Source organism: Paenibacillus sp. FSL H7-0918 (assembly GCF_038007025.1).
GTDB lineage: Bacteria > Bacillota > Bacilli > Paenibacillales > Paenibacillaceae > Paenibacillus_AQ > Paenibacillus_AQ odorifer.
Window position 1 is genome coordinate 1,773,554 of the sequence record NZ_JBBOWJ010000001.1, and the last position, 14,605, is coordinate 1,788,158.

The window sequence follows — 14,605 nt, forward strand, 5'->3', positions numbered from 1 at the left end:
CTTCAGATGTTATTAACCCTTCATTGCTGCGATCGGAATGAATTTTAGCTTTTTCAGAGAACCTTGTTGGAACTTTTTGCTTTGTACGTATTCGATAAATTCTTTAGTTGCGCCAGTAGGTTGACCTTTAGTCATGTAGTAACCATAAGCCCAAATCTTATAAGAACCGTTAATTACGTTGTCTGTAGTAGCTGCGATACCGTTGTGTTTCACTGCTTTTACGTCGCCACTTACATAAACAAGGTCGATATAACCGATGGAGTTAGGAGTAGTTCCTACTGCTGTTTTCATGTCGCCGGATGAACCTGTTTCTTTGTAGTTCTTAGCTTTTTTAACGATATCTCCGCCATCCAAGGCTTTAGCTTGATAGTTAACGCGGGTACCAGAACCGAAAGAGCGAGTGATGACAACGATATCTGCATCTGCGCCGCCTACTTCTTTCCAGTTGGTGATTTTGCCAGCGAAAATGCCTTTAAGTTGTTCTGTTGTGAGGTTATCTACACCCACATTTTTGTTTACAATCGTTGCAAAAGGAATAACAGCTACTTTGTTCGCTACCTGTCCGTCAAAAGCTTTGAAGCCTGGTACGTCGATGCTAGCATCCCAGTCGCAAGCGCCGATATCAGCGATGCCTTTTTTCACAGCTTGTGGTCCAGTTACAGAACCTTTACCAGATGCTGCGATTTTTACTTTAGGGTGCAGCTTTTGGAATTCTTTTGCCGCTTGCAAGGTCAATGGAAGAAGTGCGGTTGAACCGTTAACGGTGATTTTGCCACTAAGTGAATCTGCTGCTGCTGCAATCCCTGCAAAAGATGCGGTTACCGCGATTACGGCTGTTAAAGCCGTTACTGTTAATTTCTTGAAGATTTTCATTGTACTATTTTCTCCTCTCGGCTCTAGGCCGTTAAAATATGTTTGGGATAATCATTATTTAGTCAGTTGCAGCCCTTTACCGCCTTGGATAACCCATACGCTGTCGCCGCTCACAATCGCAAGCTTGCTTCCATCTTTAGATACAGATACTTCAGATACATCTTCAGTCGTACGGAACAGTTCGGTCTTTGCACCACTACCATCGATAGAATAGATCACTGTGCTTCCGTCTGCCGTAGTACCTGCCACTACCAAACCATTGCTAACGCCAGTGGACCAATTCACTTCGATATCAAGTGCAATATTAGTGCTGGTTGCGTCCGCTTTTACAAGCTTCAGGGTATTCTTCGCATTGCCGTCTGCATCTGCGCTCAGGTATGCCACATTTCCATCAGCCAAAATCTCTGGGTAAAGCTTGTTATCCGCTGTGGTTGTTAATGCAGCTGGTTTAGCATCTTTTGTAGCCAGATCAAGCTTGTAAAGCTGCTCTCCTGCCGAGCTAAAGTCTACCGTAAGAGAATCTTCTGTGCTGTCTGCATCATTTTTAGCAACACCCGTCAAATTAACGATATAAACGGCACTTTTTTCGTCAGCAGAAATGCGCAGTTCAGATTTATTCTCAACCTTGTCAGCCAATACGGATTTAACATCACCAGTCTCTACTGAGATTTTAGCGATTTTTTCTTGCTTGTCTCCTTGGATGAAATAAATGCTTTTCCCATCTTTGGACCAAACCAGATCTGTCTTCACGCTATTGTCGGTGCCTAGTGTTTTAACAGCTCCGCTAGACAAGTTAATCAGATTCAGCAAACCTTTCTCATCATTAAAAGCTCCCCACTGTTGATCCGGCGATACTGCAAAGTCCACCGCACTGTCATTTGACGAAAACACTTCATAGTTACCTGGTTCTGTACTGAATTTGATAAGCTGAGTAGTTTCAGCATCACTTTTGTTCGCAATCAGGTTACCAGCTGCCGTCCAGTGCAAAGTATCAAACAATCCTTCCGGACGTGCAAAGCTCAAAATCGTGCTAGCATCAGCGTCCAGCTCTCCACCTAATGCAATAACTAACTTAGTCAGCTCTACATAAGTTTTACCGTTATAAAACACTGGAGCCACTGTGAACGATTCGGAATTACCATCTACTTGATAGCTCTTTGAGCCTGTTTTGAGTTGCACATTATGTAGTCCTTTGCTGTCGTTAAGTTCAAACCCGCTTGTTCCCAGTACTACCTTAGCCCCAATTTCACCAGCTACCTGAGTCAGCGAGTAAAGCTTGTAACCACTGCTGTTAATGGTGTTAAACACAATCGGCGTTCCGTTTACGTTCCAAGTAGTTGTACCTTCTTTAACTGCTGTAACAGCAGCGACTTGATTGGTAGCTACAGATTTTACATTACTGCCGGTGCTAGCTGCAGATACACTTCCAACGCCTACTGTTGCAAGAAGTGCTGAAGCCAACGTTGCGCTAATCCATTTACTGTTTTTCAATTAGATTCACCCTTTTCGTATAGGTAACTGCTAATGTCATTTTCGTCTACAATTGTCAATTCTGTTGCAGAGGAATGTAATGGAAATATTAACTAGTATTCTTTTTTTAAAAAAATCAGGTATATTAGCTCATTTAACAATTTTCTTGCTCTAAACCAAATGAACTAAACAGCAAAAACAGCCTTTTTTCGTAAAAAGGTGCTTGGTGTGGCTACCTTATTTAGTTGGAGAATTGTTTGGGATTTGGTGAGACGTAGGGACTAATTTGAGATTGTAGGCGGGTGGGGGGAGCTTGTTGCCGAGGTGGGCGGGTGGAGTATATTGCAGAGGCCGCTTGGGTGTGTGGGGAAGCTTGTCGAGGAGGTCGATGGGCACTTGGAGTATATTGCAGAGTTCGCTTGGCGCGTGGGGGAAACTTGTTACTGGGGTCGATGGGCACGTGGAGTATATGTGGAGTTCGCTTGGGTGCGTGGGGAAGCTTGTTGAGGAGGCCGCTGGGCACTTGGAGTATATTGCAGAGTTCGCTTGGCGCGTGGGGGAAGCTTGTTGCTGGGGTCGATGGGCACGTGGAGTATATGTGGAGTTCGCTTGGGCGCGTGGGGAAGCTTGTTGCTGGCGAGAGTCTGCTATCAATTATGTGGCTGCTGCTTACGATTTAAAAACTACCTGGTCTGTTGGGGCGGTTTCTGCGTAAGGTTAGGAGATTCGGCTCATTGTGCGGGATTTATACCGTTCTTTTACTGACTTCAGTCGGATTGAGCTCTTTGTGAGGGATTTATACCGTTCTTTTGCTAACTTTAGCGGGATTGGGTACATTGTACGGGATTTATACCGTTCTTTAGCTTGATTTATCTAAATCATGCCTATTTTGTGGCATTTATGCCCTTCTTTTGTCTGGTTTAGGTAAGTCCGTGCTATTTTGAGGCATTTATGCCTCTCTTTTAGCTGATTTAAGTGGATCGACGCCATTTAAGGGCATTTATGCCTTTCTATTACCTAGTTTAGGCGGACTGACGCTATTTAGTGGCACTTTTGCCTTTTATTCAAATCATCTCTATATACATAGTAAAAGGACATGTTGAATTAACAAACGTCAATCGGGATTAAGCTAATACTGTGGGATACCTTTGTATAAAATATATGGTTTACAATTCCTAACTTTTGATGCACAGTAATGAGTGAGTACTCACTCATTATATAATTAGAGTGTTTAACGCAATGCAGTTCAACATCAACATCAACATCAACAACATCAACACCTTCTACACTTCTACACTTCTACGCTTCTCCCTACTACCTTCTACACCATCTACACCTTCTACACCTTCTACACCAGCAACATCTTCAACTTAAGTAAGTATCCCAGAACATTCAGAATCGAGGAGATAAACATGGGTTCAGAGATTCCAGTTATTTCAGTGAGCCATGTCGGGAAAGCGTTTGGAGAGAAACAGGTGCTCGAGGATATTTCGCTTCAAGTGGAACGTGCGGAAACCTTTGGCATACTAGGACCATCGGGCTCAGGAAAAACAACATTAGTGAAGCTGCTCACTGGTATCAATGAGGTAACCTCCGGCGAGGTGAAAATACTTGGCGTAACGATGCCTAAGCTGACTATGCTGCAACAGATTGGGTACATGGCCCAGTCTGATGCCTTGTACACGGAGCTTAGCGCGAAGGAAAATCTGGAGTTTTTTGCAGCGCTATATGGACTAAAGGGGGAGCAACGCTCCAAACGCATCACAGCCGTAATGGAGATCGTTAATTTACAAGATCATTTGCGAAAAAGAGTAGACCAATACTCCGGCGGGATGAAACGCCGCTTATCATTGGCGATCGCGCTGCTGCATGAACCGCCGTTGCTTATTCTTGATGAACCTACAGTTGGCATAGATCCGGTATTGCGGCTATCCATCTGGAAAGAACTAAAAGCGCTGAACCAGAAAGGCACCACCATTGTGCTGACCACGCATGTCATGGATGAGGCTGAAAAATGTGACCGGCTCGGAATGATCCGTGATGGCAAGCTACTTGCCGCCGACACGCCTGCCGGACTGCTGCAAGCCACCGGTTCAGCTTCTATTGAAGAAGCCTTTTTATATTATGGAGGTGTGCGTTCATGAGAATCCGAGCGATCACCTTAAGGATTTTGCGACAATTCATTCATGATAAAAGAACAATGGCATTAATGTTCATTGCACCACTCCTCGTTCTAAGCTTAATGAGCTTGGTCTTCAACGGTGACGCCTATGAACCAAAAATCGGTGTGTCCGGTGTACCTCTAAATATGTCAGCTGCGTTAAAAGAACAAAATGCCACCATCAAAGAATATGCCAGCGCAGAGCTGGGAAAAGGCGCTTTAGTAGAAGGAAAAATTGACGCTTTGATCACTTTGAACGGAACCGCCGGAGATTCGCAAGTTACGCCTCAAGTGCTGTTAGAAGGTAGCAACCCTACAGCCAATAAGGCAGTAATCATGACGCTGCAACAAATCTCCCAGAAGCTTCTTCCAAGCACAAAGGAACAATTACAGCCGCAGATCAGCTATCTTTACGGTTCTGAGAATATGAAGACGATCGACCGTTTCGGTCCCATTATGATTGGCGTATTTGTTTTCTTTTTCGTATTCTTGATTGCAGGTGTATCCTTCTTAAGGGAACGAACCACAGGCACGCTTGAACGCCTACTTTCGACTCCATTGAAAAGATGGGAGATTGTGCTCGGGTATGTATGTGGTTTCGGCATATTTACCGTTTTTCAGGCGCTATTGATCTCATGGTATTCCATACAGATTCTTGGCATTATGATGACAGGCAGCTTTGGTTACGTATTGCTGATCACATTACTCCTATCGATGACAGCGCTGACGTTGGGCACACTGCTGTCGGCTTTTGCAGCCAATGAGTTGCAGATGATACAGTTCATTCCACTCATTATAGTGCCACAAATCTTCCTCAGTGGATTATTCCCGCTTGATACCCTTCCACTGTGGCTCCAGCGCGTTGGCCTCGCTACACCGATCTATTACGGATCAGAAGCTCTGATGGACATTATGGTCCGTGGCAAAGGATGGAGCGCAATTGCACTGGATGTCTATGTACTAATAGGATTTTCGCTGCTATTTATGCTGCTGAATGTATTGGCACTGCGCAAGCATCGCAAAATGTAACTTCACAAAAGCTGTTATCATTGAAACAAAATGAATCAAGCATGGAGGGTTATTGTAATGAAAGAGGAAGTTTCTACGGAACAAAATATAGAAGAGCAGTGGATAGAAGAGCTGCTGACCCTTGGCAAAGACGAGAAACTGACACCGAAGCAGATTTCTATTCTACAAGCGGCGATTGAGGTGTTTTCCGAAAAAGGATACTCTGCGACATCCACGAGTGAAATTTCTCAGAAGGCGGGCGTGGCGGAGGGAACGATTTTTCGCTATTACAAGACTAAAAATGATCTGCTGCTTGCCATAGTAGGTCCTACCATGAGTCGCATGCTTGCGCCTTTTGTGCTGCGGAATTTCAACGGCGTGCTTGATATGCCCTACGACAGCTTCGAGGAGTTCCTGCGGGCATTTATGATCAATCGGCTGGATTTCGCCCGCAAGAATTTTAAAATTCTTAAGATTCTTATTCAGGAGATTCCTTTTCAGCCAACAGTTAGAGCGCAGTTTGTAGAGAATATTCTTAGCAAAATACTGGAGCGCGTGATTGATATTGTTGAACATTTTAAGGAAAAGGGTGAAATCATCGAGGTGCCTACACCCACACTTATACGCTTCACACTCTCGTCTGTCGTAGGTTATTTGATGAATCGCTTGCTGCTGCAGCCAGATAAGGACTGGAACGACGAGGAAGAAATCAACCTGACGATCGCTTTTATCATGCATGGAATAAGTAAAACAACACCCCCTATTTGATGCGCACGCCCGTTCTGTTATCATAAGTACTATATTAAATTCGGACTTTTCGAGATCAAGTTATGAGGAAGGAATTATGTTATGGGCTTTAGTGTATCAGAACGGGTAATCAAACTGCTGTGCGGCAAGTCTATTTTTGAAAAAGGATTAGCTTATTACCAAACTGAAAGTGTCGATATAATTGAAGTTGAAGAATACAATGACTCCATTCCAGATTTGCCCCGCTCTCGATATGAAGCCATTGTTCAGGGGGCGATCGACTATGAAGTTATGGTGGTCATTGATATTGATGGGGATGTCCAGGCAGAGTGTAATTGTCCAGCCTACTCCCATGGGGGGCCATTCTGTAAACATATCGCGGCTGTGCTGATCAACGTTGACGCCCTTAAAACTGGCCGAGATCGTTCAGAGCCTACCGGAGCTTCGCACCTGTCCTCTATAGAAGATACTGAGATTCTAACCCCACGTATTTTTACAGATACTGCGCAAGACAACGGGGGAAAGTCCAGAGATCAACAGCTCGTGAGCAGCCTACTGGGGATGTTCAGCAACCATACACCGCGTCCTAGCGGTACGGGGGCTTTTGTAGATAACAGACTTCCTCTAAATATAGAGTTTACATGCAAGCCGTTCACTTATAGTTACAGCCACACCATGCTGGGTATAGAAATGAAAGTCGGTCCAAAACGTCTATATATTGTTCAGAAAATAAGGGGATTTCTAGAAAGCGTACACCGCGGAGAATCCTTTGAGTTCTCGAAACATTTTATCTATGATCCTGCCATTTACAGCTTTCGGAAGGAAGACAATGTTGTTCTACAGAAGCTGATTGATATTGTATTAAATGAAAAAATGTACCGCGATAACGTAACTCCTTACTCACCTTATGGGGGAAGTATTGGGGGAGATCGTTTGCTGGCCGTCCCTCCTTTTTTCTGGGAGTCGCTTCAGCCTGCGCTTTCAGAGGTCTCTTCGGTATTTTTGCAACAAGAAGAGGTGCTGTACGAAGGCATCCTTGTGTCTAATGAGGCGCCTCCACTCAGCTTTGAATTTGAACAGGCAGAAGAGGATGGATATCATCTGGATATTCAAGGACTTGAGCAGATTTCGGTCTTAGAAGATTACGGGATAGTACTATCGGAAGGTAAGTTGCTGAAGCTATCCCCTCAAGAATGCATACGCCTTGCTGAAATGAAAAAAATGCTGGATTCCTCCCGCCGAAATGGTATCGATATTGCCACCGAGCAAATGGAGTCTTTTATGGACAAGGTTATTCCTGGTCTGAAAAAGCTAGGCAACGTCCATATCGCCGATTCCATCGCGGATCGGATTGTCCAACATAGGCTTATCGCGAGACTTTATCTGGACCGTGTGAGAGATCGGCTGCTCGCCGGACTAGAGTTCCAATATGGTGACATTGTGATCAATCCCTTAGATGAAAAAGCCCATGTTCGCGGGACGAATTTGATTCTTTTGCGAGACGGGGAGGGAGAAGCCCGCATTCTGGAGCTGATGGAGCACGAATCCTTCGCTAAAACTGAGGGCGGATATATTATGACAGACGAAGAGGGCGAGTACGATTTTTTGTACCATACCATTCCGCTGCTGGAACCGCTGCTTTCGGTCTATGCGACCTCCGCAGTCAAAGCAAGACTGTTCACGAGCACTACACCCCCAAAGGTGAGCATTAGTTGGAATGAAAAGACGGACTGGCTTGATTTTAAATTCGATATGGGCGGGATTCCAGAAGCTGAGATTGTTATGGTTCTGAAATCCCTGCAGGAAAAACGCAGATACTACCGCTTGCCTGATGGGGCCCTGCTACCACTGGAGAGCGAGGAGCTTCAAGAAATCATTACCTTTATGAATGATATAGGCATCCGGGAAGGTGAGATCAAAGGGGTGGAATTTTCTCTGCCCGTTGTTCGCGGGTTACATTTGACCTCCACGGATGCTAAGAGTGACTCCATTAAGCTGGGCAGATCCTTTAAAAGGTTACTTGCGAACATGCGGAATCCTGAGAATCTTGATTTTCCTATACCTGACAATCTGGTTCCTGTGCTAAGGGATTATCAACAGTATGGGTTTCAGTGGCTGAAGACGTTGGCCCATTACCGTTTTGGTGGTATTTTGGCGGATGATATGGGGTTAGGCAAAACGCTGCAAAGTATCGCTTTTCTCCTGTCAGAACTTCCAGAGATCCGTCAGAATGGACTGCCTGCCCTAATTGTCGCTCCTGCGTCTCTCACTTATAACTGGCTTAATGAGCTTAAAAAATTCACACCAGAGATCAAAGCTGTCATTGCAGACGGTAGTCTAATTGAACGCGGGCGGATTTTAAAAAATACAGCAAAAGCTGATGTAATCATCACTTCTTATCCGTTGCTTCGCAGAGATGTTCAGCTGTATGCTAAAAAGTCTTTTCATACCCTGATTCTCGATGAAGCACAAACTATAAAAAACCATACTACACAGACAGCCCAAGCTGTAATGGCGCTTCAAGCCCGGCACCGTTTTGCACTTACGGGTACTCCCGTGGAGAATGCGTTGGAAGATTTATGGTCCATTTTCGGCACCGTGTTCCCTGGGTTGTTTCCAGGCAAAAAAGCTTTTCATGATTTACCAAGAGAAACGGTTGCGAAGCGGGCGCGTCCCTTTTTGCTGCGGCGCTTAAAGAGTGATGTGTTAAAGGAACTTCCGGACAAAATCGAATCCGTACAAGCATGTGAACTGCTGCCGGAGCAAAAAAAGTTATATGTAGCTTATCTCGCCCGTTTGAAAAAAGAGGCGCTTAAGCATTTGACCCAAGATAGCTTCGGCAATAATAATCGGATCAAAGTTCTGGCGGGACTAACTCGTCTGCGCCAGTTGTGCTGCCACCCTGCTCTTTTTGTCGATGGATATGAAGGAAGCTCTGCTAAATTCGAGCAGCTGCTCGAAATTATAGAAGAATGTCGCAGTTCGGGTAAACGTATGTTAGTATTCTCACAATTCACAGAGATGCTCGGCCTGATTGGACGTGAACTAGGATATCAGGGCATTCCATACTTTTATTTAGATGGTCAAACGCCTGTTTCTCAACGAGTAGATTTATGTAATAAATTTAATGAAGGAGAGCGTGATATTTTCTTAATCTCCTTAAAGGCCGGCGGGACCGGGCTCAACTTAACTGGGGCAGACACTGTAATCCTTTACGATCTTTGGTGGAACCCTGCCGTCGAGCAGCAAGCTGCGGATCGGGCTCACCGTATCGGGCAGAAAAATGTAGTGCAAGTAATTCGTCTCGTCACCCAAGGCACCGTAGAGGACAAGATGTATGAGCTGCAGCAGAAGAAAAAGAACTTGATCGATGAGGTCATCCAGCCAGGTCAAGAAAGCTTGTCTACCCTCACAGAGCAAGACATCCGGGAGATTCTAATGATCTAAATAACAACGTTGGAGAAAAAATCAGGATATCCTGCAGCCCATAGGGCTATCGGGATATCCCTTTTTCTTCAGATTATGCGATTGTAACTCCTGCACTAGCATAGCCAGCAACAGTTGTTGCAACGTCAATGCCAGCCGTGACCGTCGAAGTGAAGACCAACAACAAGCGTTCTCCCACAGTTACAGGGATGCTCAAACCTGTGGTATTACCACTGCTAATAGTTCCAAGAGCAATTAATCCTGTAAGCGGAGGACTTAACGTAACTAAAGCCCCAGGTACTGCTGTGAAGGTATTGTTAGGTGTAGTAGATCTGTATAATTGAGCCGTGATTGTTACCGTAGTCCCCACTAAACTAACGGAAGCTGTCGCACTGAAATAGGCTGCCATAGACGTAATCGTTCCAGTTCTAGGGACCGAGAACGCAAAGTTCAGCAAGGTTCCAGCCGCTCCGGTGAGATCTATAGTACCGCCTGTAATACTGATATTGGTTGCACTGCTACCAAAACCAACTGCACTTGAAGTATTCAAAAGCCCCCCTAATACAGTGGTCATTGCTACTGGAAGACCAGAAGAATATGGAATAATTGCACCTGAACCAGTAGCACCTGTTGCTCCAGTTACACCAGCACCTGTTGCTCCCGTTGCTCCAGTACTTCCTGTCGCTCCAGTTACACCAGCAGTTCCTGTCGCTCCAGTTACACCAGCGCTACCCGTCGCTCCCGTTGCTCCAGCACTTCCTGTCGCTCCAGTTACTCCAGCAGTTCCTGTTGCTCCCGTTGCTCCAGCAGTTCCTGTTGCTCCAGTTGCTCCAGCACTTCCTGTCGCTCCCGTTACGCCAGCACCTGTTGCTCCCGTTGCTCCAGCAGTTCCTGTTGCTCCGGTTACGCCAGCACCTGTTGCTCCCGTTGCTCCAGCACTTCCTGTCGCTCCCGTTGCTCCAGCAGTTCCTGTCGCTCCAGTTACACCAGCACTACCTGTCGCTCCCGTTGCTCCAGCACTTCCTGTCGCTCCCGTTACGCCAGCAGTTCCTGTCGCTCCCGTTGCTCCAGCACTTCCTGTTGCTCCCGTTGCTCCAGCAGTTCCTGTTGCTCCGGTTACGCCAGCACCTGTCGCTCCCGTTGCTCCAGTGCTTCCTGTTGCTCCCGTTGCTCCAGCAGTTCCTGTTGCTCCGGTTACGCCAGCACCTGTCGCTCCCGTTGCTCCAGTGCTTCCTGTTGCTCCCGTTGCTCCGACGCTTCCTGTCGCTCCAGTAGCTCCAGCACCTGTGGCTCCGGTTTCGCCAGTACTTCCTGTCGCCCCCGTTGCCCCTGCACTTCCTGTCGCTCCCGTGGCTCCAGCACCTGTGGCTCCGGTTACGCCAGCACCTGTCGCTCCCGTTGCACCAACGCTTCCTGTAGCTCCAGTAGCACCTGTAATTCCTATATTTTCTCCATATAATTCAGAGTAGACAAGGCGATGAGCAGTCACTAATTGACCTGTGCTACTCTTCCCCCAAACTGAAATTTGAATGGGATCATCAATCGTAATAGGTGTTGTGAATAGAAATTCAAATGAATCAAAGTTTGCATAATAATCCCTATTAACCACTTGATTAGGAGCTAAATTAACCTGTTCACTTACATATAAAGTTCTTGTCCCATTCATATAATAGCCTTCGACTTGAACCGTTGACGGAGTATCATCACTCTGATTGACAATTTTAAGAGTAACAAGCTGAGTAGGTCTTACACCGCCTACCAGATTATTTTCTATAGGACCAGTAGATAGTTGACTCAATTTTCAACACCTCATTTTTTATGAATTTTAAAATACGCTTATTATTTGAATTGCGAAAATCAAATCAACCGAACAAGATTCTCCTCAATAGCTTTGTAAAAAACGTGGTTTTATCTATAATCATTCCTCCTACCTACTCTAAGTTGATAATCTATGAGCCTAGAAAATTAGTTCCTATTTTTTGGCTCTTTATAGTATTATTCTTATTTTGAATTAAGGTGTGGACATCCATTTAAAAACTACTATTACACATATTTGATTTATTAAAATAAGCTAAAAATCTGTAATGGTTTAATAGAATAAGAATCTAATAAGCAACGTTCCAGTCGACTTATAACATATGCCAACAAAACAGAGGGTAACCCGAGAGCCACACTAACGGCTACCGAATTACCCCTGTTATAAACACTGAACTTGAAGATAAATAAGCTTAAGTTAATTCATGAACAGACCAGACGATACCTGCTGAGTTCGCTCCACCCAAATTCAAAGGAACCGTCAAACCATTTGCCACATAGAACAAGCCAATCACATCACCTGCGGTTAATGCAAATTCTCCAGCTAGCGTCACAGTACCACTTCCCAAAATTGCTCTCAAATCTAATATAAGCGCTACATTCACATCAAGTACTGGGAACAACCCACTTACCAGATTTGTTGCAGTAGGAGAAGTTCTCTGAACTACGAAAGCCGGATTAACTCCAGCACCAAGACTGATAGAAAGTGAGGCAGTTGTGGAATAATTGATAGTCGCTTCAATCGAATATCTACCAGTTGTCGGAATGGTATAATTTCCACCAACTTCGTCGAAAGACGGGCTATCATAAAAAGGTGTTGTCACAGTCCAGCCAGTTAATTGTGTAGATGTGGAAATTGCCAATGAGGGTTTGAAAGCAGAAAACCCTTCTTGTTGAATATTCGGACCTGTTGCTCCAGTTACTCCGGTAGCTCCGGTAGCTCCGGTAGCTCCGGTTACACCAGCTATTCCAGTCGCTCCTGTTACTCCAGCTACTCCTGTTGCTCCCGTTGCTCCTGCTACTCCCGTTGCTCCAGTCGCTCCAGCTTCACCCGTTGCTCCGGTTGCCCCAGCTACTCCTGTTGCTCCAGTTGCTCCGGTTACTCCTGTTTCACCCGTTGCTCCGGTTACACCAGCTACTCCTGTTGCTCCGGTTACACCAGCTACTCCTGTTGCTCCAGTTGCTCCTGCTACTCCAGTCGCTCCGGTCACTCCAGCTTCACCCGTTGCTCCGGTTACACCAGCTACTCCTGTTGCTCCGGTTACTCCTGTTTCACCCGTTGCTCCAGTTACACCAGCTACTCCTGTTGCTCCTGTTGCTCCTGCTACTCCAGTCGCTCCGGTTACTCCTGTTTCACCCGTTGCTCCGGTTGCTCCGGTCACTCCTGTTTCACCCGTTGCTCCGGTTACACCAGCTACTCCTGTTGCTCCTGTTGCTCCAGCTTCACCCGTTGCTCCGGTTGCTCCAGCTACTCCCGTTGCTCCGGTTGCTCCAGCTACTCCTGTCGCACCAGTCGCACCAGTCACTCCATCGGCTCCGGTCGCTCCTGTGGCACCCGTTGCTCCATCGGCTCCCGTTGCTCCAGTTGCACCAGTCACTCCATCGGCTCCGGTCGCACCAGTTACTCCGTCTGCTCCTGTAGCTCCAGTCTCTCCTGCTCCGGTAGCACCCGTTGCTCCAGTTGCTCCGTCTGCTCCCGTTGCTCCCGTTGCACCCGTAGCTCCAGTCTCTCCTGCTCCGGTCGCTCCCGTTGCTCCATCGGCTCCCGTTGCTCCTGTTGCACCTGTAGCTCCATCTGCTCCTGTCGCCCCTGTCTCTCCTGCTCCGGTCGCTCCTGTAGCACCCGTTGCTCCGTCTGCTCCCGTTGCTCCAGTTGCACCTGTAGCTCCATCTGCTCCTGTTGCCCCAGTCTCTCCTGCTCCGGTAGCACCCGTTGCTCCATCCGCTCCAGTTGCTCCCGTTGCACCAGTCGCACCAGTCACTCCATCTGCTCCTGTTGCCCCTGTCTCTCCTGCTCCGGTCGCTCCTGTGGCACCCGTTGCTCCATCGGCCCCCGTTGCTCCAGTCGCCCCAGTTACTCCGTCTGCTCCTGTTGCCCCTGTCTCTCCTGCTCCAGTCGCTCCCGTTGCTCCGTCTGCTCCCGTTGCTCCTGTTGCACCTGTAGCTCCATCTGCTCCTGTTGCCCCAGTCTCTCCTGCTCCGGTCGCTCCTGTTGCACCCGTTGCTCCGTCTGCTCCCGTTGCACCAGTCGCACCAGTTACTCCATCTGCTCCTGTTGCCCCAGTCTCTCCTGCTCCGGTCGCTCCTGTTGCACCCGTTGCTCCGTCAGCTCCCGTTGCACCAGTCGCACCATCTGCCCCTGTTGCACCTGTCGCCCCAGTCTCTCCTGCTCCGGTAGCACCCGTTACTCCATCCGCTCCGGTTGCACCAGTTGCACCTGTAGCTCCATCGGCACCTGTTGCCCCAGTCTCTCCTGCTCCGGTCGCTCCTGTTGCACCCGTTGCTCCATCCGCTCCCGTCGCCCCGGTTGCACCAGTTACTCCATCTGCACCTGTTGCCCCAGTCTCTCCTGCTCCGGTCGCTCCAGTTGCTCCGTCTGCTCCCGTTGCACCAGTCGCCCCAGTCACTCCATCTGCCCCTGTTGCACCTGTCGCTCCAGTCTCTCCTGCTCCGGTAGCACCCGTTGCTCCATCGGCTCCGGTCGCTCCCGTTGCACCAGTCGCACCGGTCGCACCAGTTATCCCTTGCGTTACACCAAGCAATTCTGCATGTACAAGTCGATGGGCAGTCACAATCTGGCCAACGCTATTTTTTCCCCATACTGAGATTTGAATCGGATCATCTACCAGACTTGTAGTTGTAAAAATAAATTCAAACGCATCAAAATCGGCATAATAATCACGTGTTATAACTTCATTAGGTGCTACATTTATCAGCTCGCTGACATATAAAGTTCTTGTCCCATCCATATAGTATCCTTGAACAAGAGCCATTGATGAATCAATGTCACTTCGGTTATCAATTTTGACAGTAACATGCTGAGTAGGTCTTACACCCCCTACCATACTATTGTCTATCGGTCCGGTAGATAAATAACTCAATTTC

10 protein-coding genes are annotated in these 14,605 nt (G+C 47.1%); 6 read left to right on the forward strand and 4 right to left on the reverse strand.

Features of this window, described 5'->3' with window-relative positions; genetic code table 11:
• Positions 1-12: 12 nt before the first annotated feature.
• Positions 13-873, reverse strand: a complete 861-nt coding sequence (locus tag MHI15_RS08130; RefSeq protein WP_038573065.1) for a phosphate ABC transporter substrate-binding protein — start codon at positions 871-873, stop codon at positions 13-15.
• A 54-nt stretch (positions 874-927) separates the two neighbouring features.
• Positions 928-2,364: a stalk domain-containing protein gene (locus MHI15_RS08135; RefSeq protein WP_076129434.1), complete on the reverse strand. Its 1,437-nt coding sequence runs from the start codon at positions 2,362-2,364 to the stop codon at positions 928-930.
• Between the two features lie 292 nt (positions 2,365-2,656).
• On the opposite strand from MHI15_RS08135, the gene MHI15_RS08140 reads away from it, so the two are divergent.
• The 6 genes from MHI15_RS08140 (at position 2,657) to MHI15_RS08165 (ending at position 9,706) form a co-directional block, all read left to right on the forward strand.
• Positions 2,657-3,058 (forward strand): hypothetical protein, encoded by a 402-nt coding sequence (locus tag MHI15_RS08140; RefSeq protein WP_341164311.1) that lies wholly within the window; start codon positions 2,657-2,659, stop codon positions 3,056-3,058.
• Positions 3,059-3,570: 512 nt separating this feature from the next.
• Entirely contained in the window at positions 3,571-3,717 is a 147-nt protein-coding gene (locus MHI15_RS08145; protein ID WP_341164312.1) for a hypothetical protein, read from the forward strand.
• Between the two features lie 38 nt (positions 3,718-3,755).
• A complete protein-coding gene (locus MHI15_RS08150; RefSeq protein WP_076306859.1) occupies positions 3,756-4,487 on the forward strand; it encodes an ABC transporter ATP-binding protein in 732 nt (243 codons plus the stop codon).
• Positions 4,484-5,533: an ABC transporter permease gene (locus tag MHI15_RS08155; RefSeq protein WP_036685018.1), complete on the forward strand. Its 1,050-nt coding sequence runs from the start codon at positions 4,484-4,486 to the stop codon at positions 5,531-5,533. The genes MHI15_RS08150 and MHI15_RS08155 overlap by 4 nt, the downstream gene beginning before the upstream one ends.
• A gap of 57 nt (positions 5,534-5,590) precedes the next feature.
• Positions 5,591-6,280: a TetR/AcrR family transcriptional regulator gene (locus tag MHI15_RS08160; RefSeq protein ID WP_076220316.1), complete on the forward strand. Its 690-nt coding sequence runs from the start codon at positions 5,591-5,593 to the stop codon at positions 6,278-6,280.
• 81 nt (positions 6,281-6,361) lie between these two features.
• Entirely contained in the window at positions 6,362-9,706 is a 3,345-nt protein-coding gene (locus MHI15_RS08165; protein WP_341164313.1) for a DEAD/DEAH box helicase, read from the forward strand.
• Positions 9,707-9,779: 73 nt separating this feature from the next.
• Here the strand turns inward: MHI15_RS08165 and MHI15_RS08170 are convergent, their stop codons facing one another.
• Both MHI15_RS08170 and MHI15_RS08175 read right to left on the reverse strand, forming a co-directional pair.
• Complete coding sequence (locus MHI15_RS08170; protein WP_341164314.1) at positions 9,780-11,483, reverse strand: exosporium glycoprotein BclB-related protein; 1,704 nt, start codon at positions 11,481-11,483, stop codon at positions 9,780-9,782.
• Positions 11,484-11,913: 430 nt separating this feature from the next.
• Positions 11,914-14,601: a beta strand repeat-containing protein gene (locus MHI15_RS08175; RefSeq protein ID WP_341164315.1), complete on the reverse strand. Its 2,688-nt coding sequence runs from the start codon at positions 14,599-14,601 to the stop codon at positions 11,914-11,916.
• Positions 14,602-14,605 lie beyond the last annotated feature (4 nt).